We start from the raw sequence: 21,164 nt of genomic DNA on the forward strand, positions 1-21,164 counted from the left end.
GAGGGGTACTGTATGGAGATGCTATCCTGTGATTTAAATCGTACTAGTAATATACCGCTATATGAACAGCTATACGCTTATATAAAAAATGAAATTATGGATGGCCGGATTCCGTATGGAACAAAGTTGCCGTCTAAACGGAAGCTTGCGGAATTTCTTAAGGTCAGTCAAAATACAGTGGAAACTGCCTATGAACAATTAGTAGCAGAGGGCTATGTAGAAGGAATTCCTCGAAAGGGATATTTTGTATTGACGTATGAGGACTTAGAGTATGTTCATACAACAAATCGAATGCAAAAACAATCCATTGATTCACAAGAAGACGTCCAATATAATTTTCACCCAAGTTGGATTGATACAGAGAATTTTCCATTTGCAAAATGGCGGAAGCTTGCGAGAAATATCATTGACCGTCAAAATCATTCCTTGCTTTTAATGGGAGACAGGCAAGGGGAGTATGTGTTACGAGAAGAAATCAGGGATTATCTTTACCAAGCAAGAGGTGTCCATTGTTCTCCTGATGAAATCATATTGGGTGCCGGAATTGAAACATTACTTCAGCAGCTTATACTTCTTCTAGGGAAAAACGTCACTTACGGAGTCGAGGATCCTGGGTACCATGTTATTTCACGAATTCTTAAGAACTATTCAAATGATGTTTATCCGTTAGAAGTGGATGAAAGAGGAGTAAAGGTTGAATCGATTGAAGATGGGAATATTGACGTTGTCTATGTGACACCTTCACATCATTTCCCTTATGGTTCCGTACTTTCTGCAAATAGAAGAGTGAAATTATTGAACTGGGCTACTAGTAAGTCGGAACGTTATATAATTGAAGATGACTATGATAGTGAATTTCGGTATAGCGGGAAATCCATTCCTTCCTTACAAAGTATGGATCAAAGTGATAATGTCATTTACCTTGGGACATTTTCAAAGTCGCTCATTCCATCCATTCGTATTAGCTATATGGTCCTTCCAAAACCCTTGATGGAGCGCTATCAAAAGGAGCTTTCTTTTTTTCAATGCACAGTTTCTAGAATAGATCAACATATTCTAGCTCAATTTATGAAAGAAGGAGAATTTGAAAAGCATCTAAACCGAATGCGGAAGATATATCGTAGGAAAATGGAGAAGACGTTAGAGCAAATTCGAATGCATCCAAAGGAAATTGATATTATAGGTGACTTGTCAGGATTCCATGTTGTGCTTGAGGTGAAAAATGGTATGGGTGAAGAAGAACTTGTGCAAAGAGCGGAGGATGCTAACATTACCATCTATCCTATCTCTACGTACCTCATGGAGAGTAAATATGAATCGCCACCTAGAATCATTCTAGGGTTTGCTGGGATAGCTGAAGCAGAATTAGAAGTCTCCATAAAACGTTTATTAAGAAGCTGGGAAATCGCTTAACGGTCGTTTCTACCAAATTTTAAAAATGCAAGGGATGCTCCTTGCATTTTTTTTATAGGGTTTTTAGTAACAATTTTTTTAATAGCGGTGCAAAATGCTCGGGGAGCTCTGACACACTTGGTATCATCACACGTTCTCTCCCGTATATATTTTGCATGGTGATATCTTCTCGTTCATCAATTTCTCCATTTGCTAAAAACATGCCAATGACATCAATACCCTTTTTTCGTGCATCTGACACAGCAATATTGGTATCGATAGTGCCGTTTTGGTCATAATTTGCAGCGGCCGGTTCTCCATCAGAGAACACAAGTAAGAACTTGTTCTTTTCTCTTCGGGCTTCCAATTCCTTTGTTACCACGCGTATACTAAAGCCGTCTCGGTTATCCTCCTGTGGTTCTAGCTGCATGATTTTAGGCCCGTTACTCCTGTAGAAGGAATCGGTAAAGGCATGAATTCGGTGAAAGTAATTTGGCTGGTAATTTTCCTTTACTTCATTCGCGTCCTCCCAAAATCCAATAATCGAATGTGGGATTTTTAAATGGGTTAAAACTTCATGGAAAAGCACAATGCCTCGTTTTGTTTCGTCCATTTTGTTATGCATGGAAGCAGAGCAATCCACAAGAAGGGTGAACGCGGCATCGAATTGCTTGGATTCCTCATTTTTCTTATAAAAGACTCTTGGATTTTCATCAAGTACGATTGGCAATAGTTTTTTGGATAGTCTTCCGAAAACTAAGTCCTGCCTTGGCTCATTTTTTTTATGCTCAATTGTTTTTTCAATTGTAATTGCTAGCTTTCGTTTAAATGGCTCAATATCCATTACCAGCTCTTGATAAGCCAATATATCCTCTTTTGTGGATTCGTTTGCTTCTAAATCGATTTTGACAGCATTTTTATTTTCTTCACCGTATTCACTGGATTGATTGCCTCCACTTGGTGATTCATCTTTTTCCAAGGCTTCGTTCTCTGAATAATCATTTTGCTTACTCTGACCGGATGATCCTTGGATGGAGGCCATTGCCTGATCACCATCTTCGGTTTCACGTGCTCCGCCACCCATTATACTTGTTTTCGTCCCTTGTTCGAGTTCGAATTGAAGGAAATTCTGCTTTTTGTTTTCATTTTTATTCTCGCGATGCCATGTAGAAAACTTCTCATCAAAAAGTTCACTTTCCTCTTGATCTACTTCCTCGAAATCATCATTTGCTAATGCATCTGTCCGTGTAAGCTCATCAAATAAAGTGTTTTTTTCGTATTTTTCGAGATGGCTAATTGGAAAAATGAAATATTCATTGAGTGTATCCTTGTAATTACTTAGGCGAAATACAATTTGCTCGGTAATCCTCGTAATAGCTGCCGTGGTTTTTGCTTCAAATACACTGTAAAGAAGTGGCTTTAATTCTTCTAATTGCTGTAATTGAGAAGCAGTAGCCTTTGGGAAAATAGGATCTGGGCGATTGGAGACTAATTGTAAGTAAATCAAACAAAATAATTCATCTAATGGAAACCCTCTTGTAGCATTTACGGCTAGCTGGGACTGAAAGTAATGCTCATATGCTTCGGTTCGTATCACAAAGGCTTTTTTTGTACCTGGACGTTCTTGTTTAATAATTTCTTCGAGTCGTATATCTTCCAACAAACCAAAGAGTTGATAGGCAAATTTAGGAATTGTTATTTCATGTATATTTTCTACAAACTCCTTCATTTCAGGTATGGTGGAATACCTTAACGTCCCGATAGCCCGTAAGTAAACATCTGTTTTTAAGCCAGGTTCTTTGACTGCTTCTGGAGTATTATCCCAAAAACGGCTTGCAGTAAGCTTAAAGTCGATTAGGTCTATTAGTGAACCGTAATTATATTCGAATTTTATTTCTGGATTACCAGACAAGACAGTAGCTAGATCTTGAAGCTGTAAAAACAGGTGTGTATCCACCCTTGAATCATTAAAGCGTTGCATCTAACATTCTCCTATCTAGAAAAGTGTCTCGGCCAGATTTTTAACAAACTCTTTTTCTCTTTCTTCATCTAATTTATCAACAATTGCACGTAGAATTGCGCGTTTTGGTGGTATCAACATACTTAAATCACAAGCATCTAATAATGCTCGGATCGAAGCCGCATCCTCTGCTAATTTACCTTGAGATACTGCTTGAATAAGATCGGTAGATAATTGAACGAATAATTTAATTGTTTTTTCATCGTCCAACCTTGTATTTGCTTGAATTAAGCGTTTTAACTGGTCACCTTCTATATAAGGAACCTCTAACACGATAAAACGATTTTTTAATGCTTCGTTTAGAGGGACAGTACCAATGTATCCTTCATTTATGGCAGCAATTACACCAAATCCACCCTTTGCGGTAATCACTTCATTCGTAAATGGATTGGTTATGGTTCTGCGATAATCCAGAACACCATTAATAAGTGGTAATGTCTCTGGCTTTGCCATGTTTACCTCGTCAATATAGAGAAAGGTTCCATGCTTCATCGCATTGATGACAGGTCCTGGCATAAAGGTTATGACTTGTTTTTCTCCTTCGTATGATAGTGTCTTAAATCCAAGTAGGCTTTCTGCATCCAAATCAACGGAGCAGTTTACACTAAACATTGGTTGGTTAAATAAACTTGATAGTGTTTCTGCAAATTTTGTTTTTCCAGCGCCTGTCGGTCCTTTTAATAAAACGTTCTTACCCATACTTAAAGCGGTAATGGCATCTATTAATAAATCCATGTTAGGCGGCATGAAACCACCTTGACGAATTAACTCCTGGAATGAATCTGTATGGTTCTGATTTTGTTTTAAAATCTCCGTAATGGAATCGGGTAATGAATAGTTTACAGTCATGTTGGTAACTCCTTTCGTAAAACATTGTAATCCTTTTTATATGGAATCACAAAGGAAACTCATTGGTGTATTCATGATAAAATCTATAAAAAAAACCAAGCTAAATTCATGCGCCTTTAGCTTGATTCTTCAAACCATGCCTTTGTTGGTCTTGTATTGGGATAGCCATATGTTTCTCGATAGATTTTCCGTTCGTTTGTAAAATCAAACCATTGGCGCTTGCTATCAGGATAATTCGCAAAATGTATCACACAACGTATTTGATCTTCCACACATGGGTCGGTCCAAACTCCAAGCTTAATCTCTAAAGCATCGAATAACCTTGCACCATCTTCCTCTCTTATAGCTGCAAGCGAAAAAACTTCTAGCTCGTATACTAGTTTTTCTGCTAATTTTTGGCCAATCGATGGTACTTGTTGAAATTCCGCTAGTCCTTTTAGTTTTATAGCCCGTTGTATGGAGCTGCCAATAGTGTCACGCAATTGATTTGTTGAAAGTGATGTTATGTCCGCTAATGTAATTTTTTTCTTCCTCAGCCTTGCTTTTTCTTCTAATGTTAAAGGCAGTTTTGGTACTTTCATCGTATACGCCTCCTATACACTTTAGTAATGATTATATAAGCATATACGCTCTGCAACAAGAAAGCTAATCTCGTTCATGAATTTTTCGTTTTGGATAAGGCTAACTATCATGAAGACTTAAAGGAGATTGCATATGAAGCAAGTTTTTCTACTACTATTGATGTCAGTGATTATTAGTGTTATTTCCTTTATTTCGGAGATTGAAACAGAAGCGATCGATATTCAGGAAGATAACATGGAAATAAAAAAACTCTTGTTACCAGAAGCTAATTCAAAGCCTAGAAGCTTTCCGATAACACATATTATGCTTCATTTCATAAGTAATGTTTATCAGAAACCGGACTGTCCGTATCGTGTTGTGGATATTTACGATCTATTCTACAAAGAGGGGTTATCATCTCATTATTTAATCGATCGTGATGGGGAAATATTTCAGCTTGTTTCAGAGAACCGTGTAGCCTACCATGCTGGAAAGAGCAGTCTTCCCGATTTACCTTTCTTTGAACATATGATGAATGAATATTCCATTGGAATTGAATTAATGGCAATTGGAACAAAAGAAGAAATGGTCACCATGATAACAGAGACAACTTATGATGCACTTGATCCAGCGGCTATTGGGTACACCGAGCAGCAATATACAGCACTTTCTAAGCTCCTACAGCAGCTATATCATCGCTATCCTACTATCTCTCAAAGTAGATTTCATGTAATCGGGCATGAGGATTATGCAGCAGGAAGAAAGGTTGACCCAGGGGAGTTGTTTGACTGGGGAAAAATAGGCTATTAATATTTAGCTAAATGAAACTTAAGTCAAGCGATATACGTACTAGTGAGTAGCAACTATTTACGGGGGTTATGTCGTGTGTGAAAAGAGGAAGAAGAATTTCTCCAGTAATGGAATGGCGATTGGAATTGCATTAGGTGTGGTCTATGGCTTGGTATTTGATAATTTTGCTCTGGGCATGGGTATCGGAGTTGCCATTGGTGCAGGAATAACAGTTCCAAATAAAAATAAAAAATATTAATGATGGATGTGCTAACGTTATTTGCCAGTAACCACCAATGGGAATTTTATGTTTAAGGATTTCAGACGCGTTATTGTAATGATTGTGTAATGATGAGTATTGTATCATATAGGTATCTCACTTCTGACAAGTTCTTTTAGTAATAGGGTAATGCTAATGCAACAAGGGGTGATGGGTTTTGAAAAAGAAAAAACCACCATACAGCCGTTATAGTAAGCAGATAAAGCTAGAAGCAATTAGACGTGTCCTTGAAGAGGACCAGCCTGTCCAAGAGGTAATTAAGGACCTGGGAATCAGACACCGTGACAACGTCTATGAGTGGATCAAAAAATATAAACAGAATGGTCCTACTGCTTTCGATAGGTCTTTTCAACAATTAGATAAAAAAATCGAAAAGGTCTCGGTTGAACAGCAATTAGAAGAATTAAGGACAGAAATAGACGCGCTTAAGTCTTATTTGGAAATCATACTACAATGTGATGAAGAGAAGTATAAAGCAATTCAAGTGCTAGAAGGACAATATCCAATTGAAATTTTATGCCATGCTTTAGATGTGTCACAGGTAGGTTTCTTAGAATATAGACAGCGGCAACGCGCTAACTAAATGTCTTCTTTTCAGAAAAATACTGTCATGCCATGACAGTATTTTTTCCGTGTTTGAATTTATTCCATTGTTTCTGATATTTTATGTAATTTAGATTCGATTTGCTGCTGTATGGTTAAGAGCCAGTCATCATATATATCGAGAAACATTCTTTCTTGATAGGTATCTTCTAGCTCCTTAAATAATACTCTCTTTAAGCTTGGATCGCGCTCAACCTCACACTTATCAAGCAACTGCAAGTAGTTCGTCAAATCAAATGAAATACTTCCAACTAAACGAATATCCTCACGTCCGATTTTTAAAAAGGAATCTAAATGATGCTTTTGTAAAATACGCTTTAGGTGATTGATTGCAACACGTAAATTGTTTTTTGCACTAACCAAATCGGACTCTCCCCAAAATTCATTGATTAAATCCTCTCTACTGGAAGGATTGTGAAAGGCTAGATAAGCAAGTAGATTTTTTGCTTTTCGCTGGTTCCATTTTCCTTTTATCTCATCTCCCTTAAAGTTAACCTTGAACCCATTAATGATAGCAATCTCTAACGTATCGAATGTTTGCTTCAAGATTGTCGTGAAATCCTCTGTAAAGACTTGTTCCATAACGGAAATAAATTTGTTGGATATACCTTCTTGAATAAAATGTCCAACCAATTTAACATATATTTCAGGGCTATCTAAGGGGACAAGATTAGAGGAGTTCGGTACAACATAGCTGAAGGATTTTTGAAGGTGACTTTGATACAGGTTTGTTTGTTGAATTGGAAAAAGCGGGTCTTTATCGCCTTGAATCAACAGCACTTCCTTATCGATTTCCTTTAAATCTTCCGAGGTAACGGTTTCTGTAAGCATTTGAAACATATTAAAGTATGTACGCTGCTCAACCTTGTCATATGCTTTTGTTAGTAATAATTCATTTTCAGGAGTTGGAATATAACAAATTTGACGAATCATATTCTTTGCAAGATCAGACATCTTGCCATGACTAATAAGTTGGTTTCGTTTTTCAAGCTCTTTGATGGCTACATTTTTTGGAAAATACATATAAACGGAAGTTAAAATTAATGATTTAACTTTCTCTGGATATACCTCATTAATCTTAATCGCTAAATTACCACCGAATCCATAGCCAGCTAAGTGGAATGTAGAGATATCTAAAGATTGAATGAGGGAATGGAAATCATCCAATAAAATATCCCAGGTAATCGGATTAGCTTGTCCCTGTGTTTCTCCGTGTCCTCTCACATCAAATGTTACAATATGGCAGTATTCTTGAAGATGAGGAATAAGAGGCTCCCACATCGTTAAATCTAATCCTAAACCGTGTATTAAAACTAAATAGTCAGTATTATTTTTTGGGGAATTATATAGCTTATAGTGAATACGAATATTTTCTAAATTCATTTGCATTGTGTATAATTCTCCTGTACATTATTGTAAATCCTTAGTATTTAGTAATTATAGTATAAATAGGACAATTTTACTATTGGTTATTTTGGTATAGTTAGGATTGGTCATTCACTTGTAAGTAATAAAATGCTAAGAAGGATGGTGTTCATAGTGTATGTAACAATCGCTGAACTAGCAGAGTATTTATCCATGAATGAAGCGAAGGTGAAATCTTTAGTCCTACAAGGGAGGATTCGGGCAATTCACGATGGTGAACAGTATCTGGTAAATAAAGAGCAGTTTACTACTCATTTTGAACAAGTTGAAAAATATCGTACGTTGATTCAGGAGTATTTAAGTGAACCAATTCCTGAAGATCTTGATGTCAATGATGAAGATTAGGAGATAAATGGATGTCTTATAAAGGAAAAAAAGCAACGCCTAACCGAAAGGGTACCTTAAACTTTAAAGTAGAGGATAACAAGGAATTATTGCCATTTCTATTAGAAAAAATGTCTAGTAGAAGCAGAAACTCCGTTAAATCAATCTTAACGAGAGGGCAGGTTAAAGTAGATGACCATATTGAAACGAAGCATAATTATTCACTTCGTCCTGGTCAAATAGTGAGTGTGTTAAAAAACAAGGTTGCAGTAAAGGAAAGCACCTTAATTGGTATGGAAATCCTGTTCGAAGATGATTCCATTATTGTCATACAAAAGGATGCTGGTCTGCTGTCAATTGCCACTGAAAAAGAAAAAAGACAAACAGCTCTACATCAATTGATGGAGCATGTTCGACGTGATGACCCAAGAAATCGTGTGTTTGTGGTCCACCGCCTTGATAAGGAAACGTCTGGTGTCATGCTATTTGCAAAGAGTGAAAAGGTGAAGCACAAGCTACAAGATAACTGGAAAAGTATGGTCAAAGAACGTACCTATGTCGCTTTAGTGGAAGGGACTCTGAAGCAATCAGATGGTATGGTAAAATCGTATCTGAAGGAAAGCAAAACACATAAAATGTTCTCCATTCCAGACAAAAATGGCCAGCTGGCTATCACACATTATCGTAAGTTGCAGTCCAATAAGCAATTTTCATTGGTCGAAGTAAAACTAGAAACTGGAAGAAAAAATCAAATTCGTGTTCATATGAGTGACTTAGGACACCCGATAGTAGGGGATAAGAAGTATGGTGCGAAAACAAACGAAATTGGAAGGTTAGGACTTCATGCGAAAATTCTATCCTTTACCCATCCGGTTACTGGTCAACTCTTGTTATTTCAATCCGATGTTCCAAAATCCTTTATGAACAAATCAAGGTAAGTTTTTGTTTGGTGAGGGTTCGTAATGTGAAGAATGCATTGCGCCAATTCGATATAGACTAATGGCACCACTAGCGTTAAAGTGGTGCCTTTTCAATTGTTCTGCCACGCTGGCCAATTGTCGTTTCCGCATACTTTAATGAATTGATAATTGCTTCTTCAGTTGCCTCTACAACAGCTTGAAAGAGCTGATTCATAGCCTGGTTATCGTCTCGAAGCGCAGCTATCGTATGGAGGTGAGCATTCGCATTATGGGGATAAGTATTAGCTGTTGAGAATGCAATCGCAATATCGCCACTGCCATTATCGAAATGACTGCCAGTTCGACCTAATCCAGCTGCTGTTCGTTTTGCCATTCGTTTCAACTGTCTATCATACAATGGAGCATCTGTCGCTATAATCATGATAATAGAACCATCTGTATTATTAGGATTTTTCTTCTTTTTTGGAAAGCTGGTGAACAGGGCATCATCACTTTTGCCGAAATTACTTAAGACTAAACAACCTACCGTGTATTTTTCATCTGCTGATGTGACAATCCGAGAAGCAGTTCCAATTCCACCTTTGTACCCAAAACAAACCATCCCTTTTCCAGCCCCAACAGCGCCTTGTTCAGCAGACCTTCCCTTCGCATTTTCAATAGCTTCAATTGCATGAGCTGGTTTTATCGCTTGTAGTCGCATCGAGCTTAAGTAGCTATCATTACACTCACCGACCAAGACATTAAGTGTACCAGCTGCGTCGCCTATTTCTTTGTTTTGCTTCAGCATGTATGTAACTGTACCTTCCATGACTGGTCCAACACTTAATGTGTTCGTTAGCATGATAGGAGATTCGATTAAACCAAGCTCTTCTATCTGAACGAGTCCACTTGTTTTTCCATATCCATTAATAACGTGACATCCAGCGCGGACTTTTTCATAAAAAAGGTTTCTGGGATGTGGCAGAATTGCTGTTACTCCCGTACAAATCGTTTCATCATCATTGAGCTTTTCGTATAATGTTTTATGCCCAACTAATACACCTGAAACATCTGTGATACAATTTTCACTTCCCTTTTGTAGTGGCATCTCTATTCCTCCCAATTATCATTTATTACCTATTATTATGTACGATAATGATTGGATAATCACGTTTGATGGTCTTATTCTTCCTTATTACGTATAATTGGAAAATATTATTGAGGAAAATTAGTTGCATTGTTTTTCAAATCAACCTATACTAAACTCAATTCAATATCTTATTGTATTCCTTCGGGGTCGGGTGTAATTCCCAACCGGCGGTGATGAAGTGTCTATACTTCTAAGTCCGTGACCCGTATGATTCATGTTTCATACGGTGGATCTGGTGAGAATCCAGAGCCGACAGTATAGTCTGGATGGGAGAAGGGATTTGGTGAAGCACGAATTGATTTTGATGTACTTTTTTGTACCCTTGTACAAAGCTGTACGTTTGTTTTGCTTCCGAAAAATTCTGCCCTTATGCCTCTGAAGATACTTCAGAGGCTTTTTGTATGTTGATTATTACTTTTTACAATGAAAGGGTGAGATAGGTGTTTACAGGGATAATAGAGGAAAAAGGATCTGTTAAGAGCATTCGAAAAGTATCTGCACAATCCATTGAAATGACGATTGGAGCGAATAAGATAGTAGAAGATATAAAGCTTGGCGATAGTATTTCCGTAAATGGTGTTTGTTTAACAGTTACTGGTTTTACGCAACATGATTTTCAAGTAGATGTGATGCCGGAAACCATTAAGTCTACGTCACTAAACGACTTGAAGGCTGGTTCACGCGTGAATCTAGAACGTGCAATGGGAGCAATGGGAAGGTTTGGGGGACATTTTGTCTCAGGTCATGTCGATGGAACTGGTAAAATTATACGAAAGCAAAAACATGAAAATGCAATTTATTATGATATCCAAGTACCTGGAGAACTTGCAAAATTCATGATGATAAAAGGCTCCATAACAATTGACGGTACAAGCTTAACAATTTTTAAACTGAATCAAAATATCGTGACGATATCGTTGATTCCACATACCGTGCAAGAAACCATTATTGGTGAAAAAGGCCAAGGGAACATTGTGAATATTGAATGTGACATGCTTGCCAAATATGTCTATAATCTTTTGAAACCTAACCAGCAATCTAGTGATGAAAACAACATTTCTTTAGATTTTCTCAGCCAGACTGGTTTTATGTAGAGGGTGAAAAAATGTTTAACAGAATTGAAGAAGCTATAAAAGCATTACAGGATGGTAAACCAATTATTGTAGTAGACGATGAAAATAGAGAAAATGAAGGCGACTTTGTTGCCTTAGCTGATAATGCTACACCGGCTGTGATTAATTTTATGATTACACATGGAAAAGGACTAGTATGCACGCCTATACAGGCTGATTTAGCAGCTAAATTAGACCTATCGATGATGGTCGGTCAAAGTACAGATCCTTTGCGGACAGCATTCACAGTAAGTGTTGATCATGTGAGTACGACAACAGGTATTAGTGCATACGAACGCTCGAAAACTATACAAGAAATGGTGAATCCAAGTGCAAATCAGACAGATTTTAAAAAGCCTGGACATATCTTTCCGTTAATAGCCAAAGAAGGTGGGGTTATTACTAGACCAGGTCATACGGAGGCTGCGGTTGATTTAGCACGATTATGTGGGGCGTCTCCAGCTGGCGTCATCTGTGAAATTATAAAGGAAGATGGCACAATGGCCCGTTTGCCTGATTTAGTAAAAATGGCTAAGGAACTGAACTTAGTGTTGATATCAATTGAAGACTTAGTGAACTACCGTAAACGTCAACAAGATTATATAAAAACTACTTAATGAAGAATAGGAGTGATAAAATGGGACAAATATTTGAAGGGAATTTAGTTGGAACAGATTTAAGAATCGGGGTTGTTGTTGGAAGATTTAATGAGTTTATAACAAGTAAGTTGTTAGATGGAGCCCTCGATACGCTGAAAAGACACGGGGTACAGGAGGATAATATTGATATTGCTTGGGTACCAGGTGCATTTGAGATTCCAATCGTTGCACAAAAGATGGCGAAACAGGATAAGTATGATGCTGTCATCACCTTAGGAACGGTTATACGTGGTGCAACACCACATTTCGATTATGTATGTAGTGAGGCAGCAAAAGGGATATCTCGTGTGTCACTTGAAACAGGTAAACCAGTTATCTTTGGAATTCTTACGACAGAAACGATTGAACAAGCGATTGAACGTGCCGGTACAAAAGCAGGGAACAAAGGAGCGGAATCTGCAGTGTCAGCAATAGAAATGGCAAATATCTTAACACGATTTTAAGCATGGGCGGGGGTAGCAGTTACGCAAACTGTTACCCCATTTTGTTTCGAACGAATGGTCAAATCGCCTGTTGTCATGTAAACTAATGTATAGATTAATAATAGGGGGAGTTACCTTATGAAACCTATGCTGTATCAAATTTTTGCCATGGCAGTAATCTGGATTGGCATGGTATTTTTTTATCAAGAGATGGACCAAGTTAGTAAATTTATCTTTTATTTAGTATCATCATGGCTGTTATTATTAATTGTTTTATTCGTCAAACAGATACTGCGTAAACGTAACCAAACAAACTAAAGATAGTTTAGTTGAGGAAGTGCTATAATGCTAACAATTGAAAATTTACATAAATCCTATGGAGACAAGATTTTATTTAATCACATTAGCTGTACCATTACTAATCACGACCGAATCGGAATCATTGGTGTAAATGGGACGGGAAAATCTAGTCTATTAAAAGTCATTGCAGGGATTGATATGCCAGAGGATGGTTCCATTCAAGCACCGAAGGATTATCGAATTGAATATCTTTCACAAGATCCACATTTAGATCCTGGCTTAACGGTGATGGAACAAATATATTATGGTGAATCGACCATAATGAAATTAATGCGGGAGTATGAGAGCACGCTGCAAAGGCTTCAGCATGATCCAGAAAATATGACCATTCAGGATTCGCTGATGAAGCTTCAACAAAAGATGGATGAGCATGAGGCCTGGGAAGCAAATACTGCTGCTAAAACAATCTTAACGAAGCTAGGTATCACCGAATTCCATCGGCGAATAACCGAGCTTTCTGGTGGACAACGAAAACGTGTTGCGATAGCAAAAGCATTGATTCAGCCTGCCAATTTATTAATATTAGATGAGCCAACCAACCATCTTGATAATGAAACAGTGGAATGGTTGGAAAAATATTTGCAAACCTATAAAGGCGCACTATTACTCGTAACACATGACCGATATTTTTTAAACCGAGTGACAAACAAAATTTTTGAATTAGATAAGGGAAATCTTTATGTTTATGAGGGAAATTATGAAATCTTCCTAGAAAAGAAAGCAGAACGCGAAGAATTGGAGCGAAGCAACCAGCAAAAGCATGCCAACACGCTTAAACGAGAACTAGCATGGTTAAAGGCTGGTGTAAAGGCAAGAACAACGAAACAAAAGGCTAGAATTGATCGTGTTCATGAATTGAAAGAAAAGACATTTAACACGGAACAAAAAAATGTAGATTTTCAAGTAGGTTCAACTCGCTTAGGGAAAAAGGTAATGGAATTACAAGAGATAGAAAAATCATTTGAAGGTAGACAATTAATACAGAACTTTAGCCAGTTAATTATTCCAGGCGACCGAATTGGAATTATTGGTCCAAATGGATCAGGTAAGACCACCTTACTTCATATAATGGCGAAACGCATGGAACCAGATAATGGTGTGGTTATGATTGGTGAAACGGTTAGAATTGGCTACTATACGCAGGGTGATGAAGAGCTAGATGGTGATATGCGAGTTGTGGATTATATTAAGGAAGTAGCCGAGGTTATTCATACAAAAGACGGTACTGTTATTACTGCAGAGCAGATGCTGGAGCGTTTCTTATTCCCGCGTTCGGAACAATACAATTACATTCGTAAACTATCTGGTGGAGAGCGTAGACGATTATACTTATTGAAAATATTAATGGGTGAACCAAATGTGCTCTTTTTAGATGAGCCTACCAATGATTTAGATACACAAACTCTAGGTGTACTAGAGGATTATTTAGATCACTTTCCCGGTGTTGTCATCACAGTATCACATGACCGATATTTCTTAGATCGTGTCGTTGAGAAGCTATTCGTTTTTGAAGGTAATGGAAACATAACGTCGTTCTTTGGAAATTATAGTGAGTACCATGAAAAACATCAAGTAATCCTTAAAAACGAGGCAAAACCAACTAAAGTAGAAGAAAGACCGAAGCAAAAGAAAAAGCTTTCCTACCTTGAGCAAAGAGAATGGGATGGGATTGAGGAAGAGATTACGAAGTTAGAAGAAAAGATTGTTGAGCTTGAGGAAGGTATTGTGGAAGCTGGAAGCGATTCTGAAAAAGTTCAAACATTATTTGCTGAACAACAAAAGGTTCAAGAAGAGCTAGAAATTAAAATGGAGCGATGGGAAGAGCTTTCTCTGCTAGTCGAAGCGATAGATAATTAATGTGGTTAAACAGGATAGAATCTGGTGTTCTATCCTAGTTTTATTGTTGAGCAAGGGATGAGTCGTATGAAGAAGATTTATAGTGATGTTATACAATTTCGTGGTTCACATTATGATTTTGGCCGGATGCAAGGAGAATTATTAAAGGATTCTTTAACCATCGAAAATAGAAAACGAATATGGAAAATTAGAAGGCCTCACTTTATCATTGAGGAACAAGAGGTCAAACAAGCAATTCTGCCATTTGCTCCTCCGATTTGGGAAGAACTGTTAGGACTACAAGATGAACTACAATGGAATATGCAAGAGGTACTACAGGAATTTGGTGGCTATCGCCTACATTATATGCGTAGCGGATGCTCTATTTTTACCAATACTGATTATATGATTCGTAATTATGATTACCATCCAAAAACATATGAAGGTCGTTATACACTATTTGCACCATCTGACCAGGGCTATGCGGTTATTGGGCCTTCCCAACGAATCACTGGTAGGATGGATGGCATGAATGAAAAAGGTCTGGCGATGGGGTATAACTTTATGCATCGTAAAAAGCCAGGTGATGGGTTTATCTGTAACATGATTGGTAGGATGGTGCTGGAAAACTGTGCAACCGTAGATGAAGCTGTTCAGATGCTGAAGGAGATTCCACATCGCCATTCATTTAGCTATATTGTCTTGGATCAAACAGGGGAAACTTTTATTGTAGAAGCGACACCACGAAGTATAGAGGTTCGTCAATCAAACGTTTGTACAAATCATTTTGAACTACTGAAGCATGAAAATCGTCATCATTTAGATGATTCCTTTAAACGGATGGATGCGATTGAAAAGCATCAGGTAAAGGTAACCAATGCCTATCAAGCCTTTCGTATGTTAAATGACTCCGATAAAGGTGTATTCTCCAAGCAATATAAAAACTGGTCTGGAACGATTCATACGTCAGCATATTTTCCCAAAGAATTAAAAGCGTGGTTTGCTTTAGGTGGGGACCGCGAACCGGTTATAGTTGATTTTGCAAAATGGTTACAGGGTGAGCGGATTAGCATGAAACGAATTTTAGGAGAAGTTGAAACAGACCTTCCGTTTGTGCATATGGATCGGGATGTGCGATAATTTTCATTAAGTTACATTTTTTATGTTTAAAACCTTTTTTGTTACAAAAGATAAAGGTAGTAATTATTAATTTTTATGTAAAATATTTTCCTAGGAGGCAGTCCTATGAAGTTACTTCAGGTTCGGAAAGGCCAATTTGTTTTTTATCAAAATGAGTTACACAAGGTATATGCGGTAAAGCCTATGTTCAAAAAATCTGTCCATCTGTATCGATTAAAGGATATGAAGCAGATATTAACGAGCGCAAATGAAATTTCACTTTATAAACCGAAGCATAATGATACATTCATTTTCTATGGGAAGCGGTATACAATTGATGAAAATAGAAAACCAGCACCTGGTGATTACATATTAATTACCAAGCCTGCACCAGATTTCCTTGATCATTATTCATTGAATTCGATTGAAAAGGTTGATAGTGTTGAGGATGGTAATGTGGTGACGACAAGAGATAACGGTGTCAAGCACCATGAGTATGTTGTCATGGTTCCAGGTAAGGCTGATGCGAGTCAAGAGATTGCGTATTATGACAAAAGCTTAGTACCGGAATCTCAACAGCTAGAAGATGAATCCATTACTTATTTAACAGACAGCGATGAAGATGTCGTGAAGCCTGTTGTTGGTGACGTCTTTTTGGATGTTGACCAAAATACGAAAGCAATGGTTGTAGCCATGACAGAAAATGAAGTTATCTTTGGACATGGTAAGCAGGTACATGTCACTGATTTGTTAGATGAAACAAAATATAAAATAGTCTTTCGGATTGAAGAAGACCTTTAGAAAAAAGTGCTCCCGCATTATGTGTGGGTGCACTTTTTTAATTAACTCGAAAAGTTGATTCGCTGATATAGTTTGCCGAAACACTGATATATTGGGGAATTCGCTGATATATAGAAAGAATCGCCGATATATTTATCAAAGCGCTGAATTATCTCTCACCCCCGCTGATAAAAGTTACAAAAAAATATTTTTTATTTTCCTACAAAAACCGACAAATAAATTTGAGCAGTCTCGTATTTTATGAATGAAATTATAACAAGGGGAGGAATTATTCTTGAAATTATCCATGAAGTTAACGAGTGTATTGACAGGTACAGCCTTAGCAACGTTAGTCGTAACATCACCTGTCTTTGCAGAGGAGAGTAATCAAGACAGTATGACGATTACCGAATCACAGGAAGAAGCAGCAACTGTAGATGAGGACGCTGTCGTACAAGAGGGTAGTGAAGATACTCAAGGGGATGTAGGAGAAGATTCAACTGAAGAAGCATCAGAAGAGCCATCTGATGAAGAAACAACTGATACGAAAGATGAAGATCCAACAGAAGAAGAATCTGCGGATGAGGTTGACTCAGGTTTAATTCCCGGTGATTTTTTCTATTTTGTTGAAGTAATACAGGAAAAAATCCAGCTTGCGTTAACTTTTGATGATTACAAAGAAAGCCAATTACTAGCAGAATTTGCTGCTGAACGTATTGCAGAAGCGAATGCGTTAATTGAAGAAGGGAAATACGAAGAGGCTGGAGAGCTACTTCAGACAGCACTTGATACACAAGAAAAAGCTGAAGGAAAACTTGACCAAGGAACCGAAGAGAATGCTGATCAAGAAGCAGTGGAAGAAAATGCATCAGATAGTCAAGAAGATACAAACGCCACTGAAGAAGTGACCGAAGAAGATGGAACAGAGGAAGTAGCAACTGAAGAGGCAGCTGAAGAAGTTGAAGATAAAGAAGAAACAGATGATGTTCAAGTAAAACTTGCTAATAATATCACTGCTTTATCTGCAGTCTTAGCAAAGGTTGATAACCCAACCGCGCAAGAAGCAATTATGAAAAATATTGAAAAATCATTCGCAAAGTTAGCTAAAAAAATTGAAAAACGTGCAAATAAAGCAGTTGCATCAGAAGAAGTAGAAGACACAGAGGAAGTAGTAACAGAAACTGAAGAAAAGGATACGTTAACCGTAGAAGCTCCAGTTGCTGATAATGAGAATGAAATTTCTGAAGAAGAGCAAGTGGAATCAGTAGAAGCAGCTGTAGCGGAACCAGTTAAGAATGATAAAACTGAAAAAGCACAAGAAAAAGCAGATAAAAATGCTGAAAAAGCAGTAGAAAAAGCAGATAAAAATGCTGAAAAAGCAGTAGAAAAAGCCGAAGAAAAAGGTAATAATGGAAACGGTAAAGGCAACCAAGGAAATGGAAATGGCAAAGGCAACAACGGAAACAACGGAAACAACGGAAATAAAGGCAACGGCAAAAATTAATTTGTAATTAGGATGAGTGCTCCCGTAATATGTGGGAGCACTTTTTTAATTAACTCGAAAAAGTTGATTCGCTGATATAGTGTACCGAAACGCTGATATAGTGGGGAATTCGCTGATATCTCCGTACATTCGCTGATAAATCCACCATTTGCGCTGATATATCCTACCCATACGCTGATAAATGTAAAAAACGCTTAGAGAAGCATTGAACTACACCCCCAATTGTGTCCAACAAATGGGGTTATTTCAGCATTCATCTAAGCATTTTTTAGCTAACTTTATAGCTTCGAGCGTATCTCCCAGAGCTCTGGGAAAAAATAATGATCGAGTACTTTTTTGAGATAGCCGACTCCAGATGTACCCCCAGTACCGGTTTTGTGTCCAATAATTCGCTCAACTGTTTTCATATGGCGGAATCGCCACTGCTGAAACCAGTCCTCAATATCAACGAGCTTTTCTGCTAATTGATACAGGTCCCAGTATTTATCTTTGTTTTTATACACCTCTAGCCATGCGTCCTCTACGGTTGAGTCTTGCTCGTATTTTTTTGAGAAGTCACGCTCAAGGATGCTTTGATTAATGAAAAAGCCATTCTTGGCAAGTGCTTGTATGGAAACATCATAAAGACCGGGAGCCTCAAAGGCTTCCTGAAGTCGATGGTGTAACGCTTCGTCTTTTTCATATATTTTAACAATATGTGGTGTTTTATAGCCTAATACAAACTCGACTAAACGATATTGATAGGACTGAAATCCAGATGCATTTCCTAGGTAGTTTCTAAATTCCATGTATTCAGCCGGTGTCAATGTAGATAGAACATCCCATCCGTGTATGATCTGTGATTGTATTTTCGACACACGTGATAACATTTTAAACGCACTTTGGAATTCATCGTTTTGGATAGCATTCGTTGCAGCCTCTATCTCATGGATCATGAGCTTTAGCCAAAGCTCACTTACTTGGTGAATAACAATAAATAGCATCTCATCATGATGGTCTGATAAGCGCTTTTGGCTATCTAATAAGGAATCAAGCTGTAAGTAATCACCATAGGTCATTTTCTCTTTAAAATCAGTGTATGCACCATCTGATGGTATATCTCTTCTAGTATCACTCATGACCATCGCCTCCTTTAAGAGGACGTATCACTGCACGAACTGGACTCCCATCAGCTCCAACAATTTTTAACGGTAAAGCAATCAGTTCGTATTCTCCAAATGCAACATGATCTAGCATAAGGTTTTCCAAAATATGCACGCCATGCTTCTCTAAGGCATGATGTGTATCAAGCGTTTTACTATCGACCGGATCAACCGATGGCATATCAACACCTAGCAAGAAAATTCCTTTTAATTGTAAATATGGTGCAATACTCGGATCGAGTATTGGTAGCTGCTTTGGAAAGCTTTTTGGGTTATTTGGCAGGGAGGTGTGTAGTAATAAACGCTGAACCCCCTCCAAGTCATAAGATTCTAGAACAGAGGCACTAATCGTATCATAGCTACTCACATCGATAACTTTAGCCTTGCCAATGTAAATGTCAACGGACAGCTGATCAATCGTTCCGCCATCATTATCAAAATGATAGGCAGCGTCTACATGGGTTCCCATGTGAACGCTTGTCGTTAATTTCCCAACATTAGCTGATCCAGTTTGTTCTTTTGTTGCACTGATAGCAAATGAAAATGGTGTATCCCCTGGCCAATGTGCCATATCGTTAGTTAAAGGCTGTGTAATATCAATCCACTTTGTCATTATGCAATTACACCTCTTGTGTTCTCGAATTTTTTATAGCGTTCTTCTATCATGATTGCTTTAAGGGTTTGTACGGTCTTCCAGACTTCTTGAAAGGTATTGTATAGAGCAACAGGCGCTAGACGTATGCCATTAGGGCTTCGGTAGTCTGGAACAATTCCCTCTGCTTTCAATGCCTTACAAATACTAGCAGCACTTGGATGTGTAAGGAATATATGTCCTCCTCGCATTGAATCCTCACGTGGAGAGGACAGCTCAAATTGAAAATCACGTAGCTCGGTCTCTACAAGGTTGATTAGATAATCAGTTAATTGCAGTGATTTCTCACGAATTTTCTCAATTCCAACCTCTGAAAAGATTTCCAGTGAACCGATTAATGGTGCAATACTTAAGATATGAGGCGTCCCAATTTGATAAGCGCCTGCTGTTTGGGCAGGTGTTAGCTCGTGTTCTAAGTCAAACTGTTTGTCTTTTGCAGAGCTAAACCATCCAGTAAGTCCGGGTATCTTGGACAAATGCTTCTCATGAACATAGATTCCAGCTACGCTACCAGGGCCACCGTTTAAGTGTTTATAGGTACACCAAAAGGCGAAGTCAACTCCCCATTCGGAAAGAAAATGCGGGATGGAGCCGATGGAATGACATAGGTCAAATCCAATTAGAATCCCACGTTCCCGTGCTGCCTGAGTAATGGTCTTCATATCTAAGATTTGACCACTTCGATAAAGGACGCTTGGTAAAACAATGAGTGCGACATCCTCTGTCATGGCATCCACAATATCTTCTGTATGCAATGTATTTCCATCTTTACTTTTTACTTGCACAAGATGTTCAGTGGGAGAAAATCCATGTAATTGAAGCTGACTTTGTAAGGCATAGATATCCGAAGGGAAATTTAGTTCGTCAGCAAGAATTTTTGTTCTTTTTCCTTTTGGTTCGTAAAAGCTAGCTACAAGCTGATGGATGTTAATGGTTGTAGATCCAGTTGCAATTAACTCTTCAGGTTTAGCTCCCACTAGGGGTGCAAATTCTTTCCCGATTTTCTCTGATAGATAAAACCAAGGATATTCTCCATCTGTCCATCCATCAATTGCATGGTTTTTCCACGCATTTAAAACGGTTAATACCGCTTTTTCAGATCGTTTTGATAAAAGCCCTAGCGAATTCCCGTCTAAATAAATCGTATCCTCTGACACATAGAACTCATCACGATAGGGTGATAGGGAATCCTGTTCATCTAAATGAATCGCATATTCTAACCCTGTTTTCATGTGTAACCACCTCTAGGAAAATAATTTTAGTAAGCGTTTTCTATTTACATTGTA

Annotated in this window: 21 protein-coding genes, 1 pseudogene and 1 riboswitch; of the genes and pseudogenes, 14 read left to right on the plus strand and 8 right to left on the minus strand. The window is 37.9% G+C overall.

Annotated features, from left to right (window positions below; all coding sequences use genetic code 11):
* Window positions 1-12: 12 nt before the first annotated feature.
* Window positions 13-1,413, plus strand: a complete 1,401-nt coding sequence (pdxR, locus tag ABC228_RS13460; RefSeq protein ID WP_345825664.1) for a MocR-like pyridoxine biosynthesis transcription factor PdxR — start codon at window positions 13-15, stop codon at window positions 1,411-1,413.
* Between the two features lie 52 nt (window positions 1,414-1,465).
* On the opposite strand, the gene ABC228_RS13465 is transcribed toward pdxR, so the two are convergent.
* The 3 genes from ABC228_RS13465 to ABC228_RS13475 form a co-directional block, all read right to left on the minus strand.
* Entirely contained in the window at window positions 1,466-3,373 is a 1,908-nt protein-coding gene (locus ABC228_RS13465) for a vWA domain-containing protein (RefSeq protein ID WP_345825665.1), read from the minus strand.
* Window positions 3,374-3,388: 15 nt separating this feature from the next.
* Window positions 3,389-4,261 (minus strand): AAA family ATPase, encoded by an 873-nt coding sequence (locus tag ABC228_RS13470; protein WP_345825666.1) that lies wholly within the window; start codon window positions 4,259-4,261, stop codon window positions 3,389-3,391.
* 116 nt (window positions 4,262-4,377) lie between these two features.
* Complete coding sequence (locus ABC228_RS13475; protein ID WP_345825667.1) at window positions 4,378-4,842, minus strand: helix-hairpin-helix domain-containing protein; 465 nt, start codon at window positions 4,840-4,842, stop codon at window positions 4,378-4,380.
* A 133-nt stretch (window positions 4,843-4,975) separates the two neighbouring features.
* Between ABC228_RS13475 and ABC228_RS13480 the strand changes: the two genes are divergently transcribed.
* The 3 genes from ABC228_RS13480 (at window position 4,976) to ABC228_RS13490 (ending at window position 6,474) form a co-directional block, all read left to right on the plus strand.
* Window positions 4,976-5,632 (plus strand): N-acetylmuramoyl-L-alanine amidase, encoded by a 657-nt coding sequence (locus ABC228_RS13480; protein ID WP_345825668.1) that lies wholly within the window; start codon window positions 4,976-4,978, stop codon window positions 5,630-5,632.
* A 73-nt stretch (window positions 5,633-5,705) separates the two neighbouring features.
* The gene (locus tag ABC228_RS13485) at window positions 5,706-5,870 is read left to right on the plus strand and encodes a glycine zipper domain-containing protein (protein ID WP_345825669.1); all 165 of its coding nucleotides are present in this window, start codon (window positions 5,706-5,708) and stop codon (window positions 5,868-5,870) included.
* 178 nt (window positions 5,871-6,048) lie between these two features.
* Entirely contained in the window at window positions 6,049-6,474 is a 426-nt protein-coding gene (locus ABC228_RS13490; protein WP_345825670.1) for a transposase, read from the plus strand.
* Between the two features lie 59 nt (window positions 6,475-6,533).
* Here the strand turns inward: ABC228_RS13490 and ABC228_RS13495 are convergent, their stop codons facing one another.
* The gene (locus ABC228_RS13495) at window positions 6,534-7,883 is read right to left on the minus strand and encodes an alpha/beta hydrolase (RefSeq protein ID WP_345825671.1); all 1,350 of its coding nucleotides are present in this window, start codon (window positions 7,881-7,883) and stop codon (window positions 6,534-6,536) included.
* Window positions 7,884-8,033: 150 nt separating this feature from the next.
* On the opposite strand from ABC228_RS13495, the gene ABC228_RS13500 reads away from it, so the two are divergent.
* Together ABC228_RS13500 and ABC228_RS13505 are read left to right on the plus strand one after the other, a co-directional pair.
* Window positions 8,034-8,264: an excisionase family DNA-binding protein gene (locus ABC228_RS13500; RefSeq protein WP_345825672.1), complete on the plus strand. Its 231-nt coding sequence runs from the start codon at window positions 8,034-8,036 to the stop codon at window positions 8,262-8,264.
* Window positions 8,265-8,275: 11 nt separating this feature from the next.
* Window positions 8,276-9,181: an RluA family pseudouridine synthase gene (locus ABC228_RS13505; RefSeq protein ID WP_345825673.1), complete on the plus strand. Its 906-nt coding sequence runs from the start codon at window positions 8,276-8,278 to the stop codon at window positions 9,179-9,181.
* Window positions 9,182-9,257: 76 nt separating this feature from the next.
* Here the strand turns inward: ABC228_RS13505 and ABC228_RS13510 are convergent, their stop codons facing one another.
* Window positions 9,258-10,250 carry a DmpA family aminopeptidase gene (locus tag ABC228_RS13510; protein WP_345825674.1) on the minus strand — a complete coding sequence of 331 codons (993 nt, stop codon included), beginning with the start codon at window positions 10,248-10,250 and terminating at the stop codon, window positions 9,258-9,260.
* 175 nt (window positions 10,251-10,425) lie between these two features.
* Window positions 10,426-10,574: riboswitch (FMN riboswitch) on the plus strand.
* Between the two features lie 158 nt (window positions 10,575-10,732).
* Between ABC228_RS13510 and ribE the strand changes: the two genes are divergently transcribed.
* The 8 genes and pseudogenes from ribE to ABC228_RS13550 all read left to right on the plus strand — a co-directional run bounded on the left by ribE (window position 10,733) and on the right by ABC228_RS13550 (window position 18,084).
* A complete protein-coding gene (ribE, locus tag ABC228_RS13515) occupies window positions 10,733-11,386 on the plus strand; it encodes a riboflavin synthase (RefSeq protein WP_345825675.1) in 654 nt (217 codons plus the stop codon).
* An 11-nt stretch (window positions 11,387-11,397) separates the two neighbouring features.
* Window positions 11,398-12,009: pseudogene (gene ribB / locus ABC228_RS13520) on the plus strand (3,4-dihydroxy-2-butanone-4-phosphate synthase); the annotation flags it as partial.
* Window positions 12,010-12,041: 32 nt separating this feature from the next.
* Window positions 12,042-12,506, plus strand: a complete 465-nt coding sequence (gene ribH / locus ABC228_RS13525; RefSeq protein WP_345825676.1) for a 6,7-dimethyl-8-ribityllumazine synthase — start codon at window positions 12,042-12,044, stop codon at window positions 12,504-12,506.
* A gap of 117 nt (window positions 12,507-12,623) precedes the next feature.
* A complete protein-coding gene (locus tag ABC228_RS13530) occupies window positions 12,624-12,803 on the plus strand; it encodes a hypothetical protein (protein WP_345825677.1) in 180 nt (59 codons plus the stop codon).
* 27 nt (window positions 12,804-12,830) lie between these two features.
* Window positions 12,831-14,702, plus strand: a complete 1,872-nt coding sequence (locus tag ABC228_RS13535) for an ABC-F family ATP-binding cassette domain-containing protein (RefSeq protein WP_345825678.1) — start codon at window positions 12,831-12,833, stop codon at window positions 14,700-14,702.
* A gap of 66 nt (window positions 14,703-14,768) precedes the next feature.
* A complete protein-coding gene (locus tag ABC228_RS13540; protein WP_345825679.1) occupies window positions 14,769-15,821 on the plus strand; it encodes a C45 family autoproteolytic acyltransferase/hydrolase in 1,053 nt (350 codons plus the stop codon).
* 105 nt (window positions 15,822-15,926) lie between these two features.
* Window positions 15,927-16,601: a hypothetical protein gene (locus ABC228_RS13545; protein ID WP_345825680.1), complete on the plus strand. Its 675-nt coding sequence runs from the start codon at window positions 15,927-15,929 to the stop codon at window positions 16,599-16,601.
* Window positions 16,602-16,875: 274 nt separating this feature from the next.
* Complete coding sequence (locus ABC228_RS13550) at window positions 16,876-18,084, plus strand: DUF5667 domain-containing protein (protein ID WP_345825681.1); 1,209 nt, start codon at window positions 16,876-16,878, stop codon at window positions 18,082-18,084.
* A gap of 278 nt (window positions 18,085-18,362) precedes the next feature.
* On the opposite strand, the gene kynA is transcribed toward ABC228_RS13550, so the two are convergent.
* The 3 genes from kynA to kynU are packed head-to-tail and all read right to left on the minus strand — an operon-like array spanning window position 18,363 to window position 21,110.
* Complete coding sequence (gene kynA / locus ABC228_RS13555; protein ID WP_345825682.1) at window positions 18,363-19,202, minus strand: tryptophan 2,3-dioxygenase; 840 nt, start codon at window positions 19,200-19,202, stop codon at window positions 18,363-18,365.
* A complete protein-coding gene (gene kynB, locus ABC228_RS13560) occupies window positions 19,195-19,839 on the minus strand; it encodes an arylformamidase (protein WP_345825683.1) in 645 nt (214 codons plus the stop codon). Before kynB ends, kynA begins: the two co-directional genes overlap by 8 nt.
* Window positions 19,839-21,110 (minus strand): kynureninase, encoded by a 1,272-nt coding sequence (kynU, locus tag ABC228_RS13565; protein ID WP_345825684.1) that lies wholly within the window; start codon window positions 21,108-21,110, stop codon window positions 19,839-19,841. Before kynU ends, kynB begins: the two co-directional genes overlap by 1 nt.
* Window positions 21,111-21,164: the final 54 nt, after the last annotated feature.

The organism is Ornithinibacillus xuwenensis, from assembly GCF_039614845.1.
GTDB classification, from domain to species: Bacteria; Bacillota; Bacilli; order Bacillales; family Amphibacillaceae; genus Ornithinibacillus; species Ornithinibacillus xuwenensis.

Excerpts from the sequence above, each read along its gene's own strand:
- pdxR (WP_345825664.1), top strand. The coding sequence starts at position 13 with ATGGAGATGCTATCCTGTGATTTAAATCGTACTAGTAATATACCGCTA.
- ABC228_RS13465 (WP_345825665.1), bottom strand. The coding sequence starts at position 3,373 with ATGCAACGCTTTAATGATTCAAGGGTGGATACACACCTGTTTTTACAG.
- ABC228_RS13470 (WP_345825666.1), bottom strand. The coding sequence starts at position 4,261 with ATGACTGTAAACTATTCATTACCCGATTCCATTACGGAGATTTTAAAA.
- ABC228_RS13475 (WP_345825667.1), bottom strand. The coding sequence starts at position 4,842 with ATGAAAGTACCAAAACTGCCTTTAACATTAGAAGAAAAAGCAAGGCTG.
- ABC228_RS13480 (WP_345825668.1), top strand. The coding sequence starts at position 4,976 with ATGAAGCAAGTTTTTCTACTACTATTGATGTCAGTGATTATTAGTGTT.
- ABC228_RS13495 (WP_345825671.1), bottom strand. The coding sequence starts at position 7,883 with ATGCAAATGAATTTAGAAAATATTCGTATTCACTATAAGCTATATAAT.
- ABC228_RS13505 (WP_345825673.1), top strand. The coding sequence starts at position 8,276 with ATGTCTTATAAAGGAAAAAAAGCAACGCCTAACCGAAAGGGTACCTTA.
- ABC228_RS13510 (WP_345825674.1), bottom strand. The coding sequence starts at position 10,250 with ATGCCACTACAAAAGGGAAGTGAAAATTGTATCACAGATGTTTCAGGT.
- ribH (WP_345825676.1), top strand. The coding sequence starts at position 12,042 with ATGGGACAAATATTTGAAGGGAATTTAGTTGGAACAGATTTAAGAATC.
- ABC228_RS13530 (WP_345825677.1), top strand. The coding sequence starts at position 12,624 with ATGAAACCTATGCTGTATCAAATTTTTGCCATGGCAGTAATCTGGATT.
- ABC228_RS13535 (WP_345825678.1), top strand. The coding sequence starts at position 12,831 with ATGCTAACAATTGAAAATTTACATAAATCCTATGGAGACAAGATTTTA.
- ABC228_RS13540 (WP_345825679.1), top strand. The coding sequence starts at position 14,769 with ATGAAGAAGATTTATAGTGATGTTATACAATTTCGTGGTTCACATTAT.
- ABC228_RS13545 (WP_345825680.1), top strand. The coding sequence starts at position 15,927 with ATGAAGTTACTTCAGGTTCGGAAAGGCCAATTTGTTTTTTATCAAAAT.
- kynA (WP_345825682.1), bottom strand. The coding sequence starts at position 19,202 with ATGAGTGATACTAGAAGAGATATACCATCAGATGGTGCATACACTGAT.
- kynB (WP_345825683.1), bottom strand. The coding sequence starts at position 19,839 with ATGACAAAGTGGATTGATATTACACAGCCTTTAACTAACGATATGGCA.
- kynU (WP_345825684.1), bottom strand. The coding sequence starts at position 21,110 with ATGAAAACAGGGTTAGAATATGCGATTCATTTAGATGAACAGGATTCC.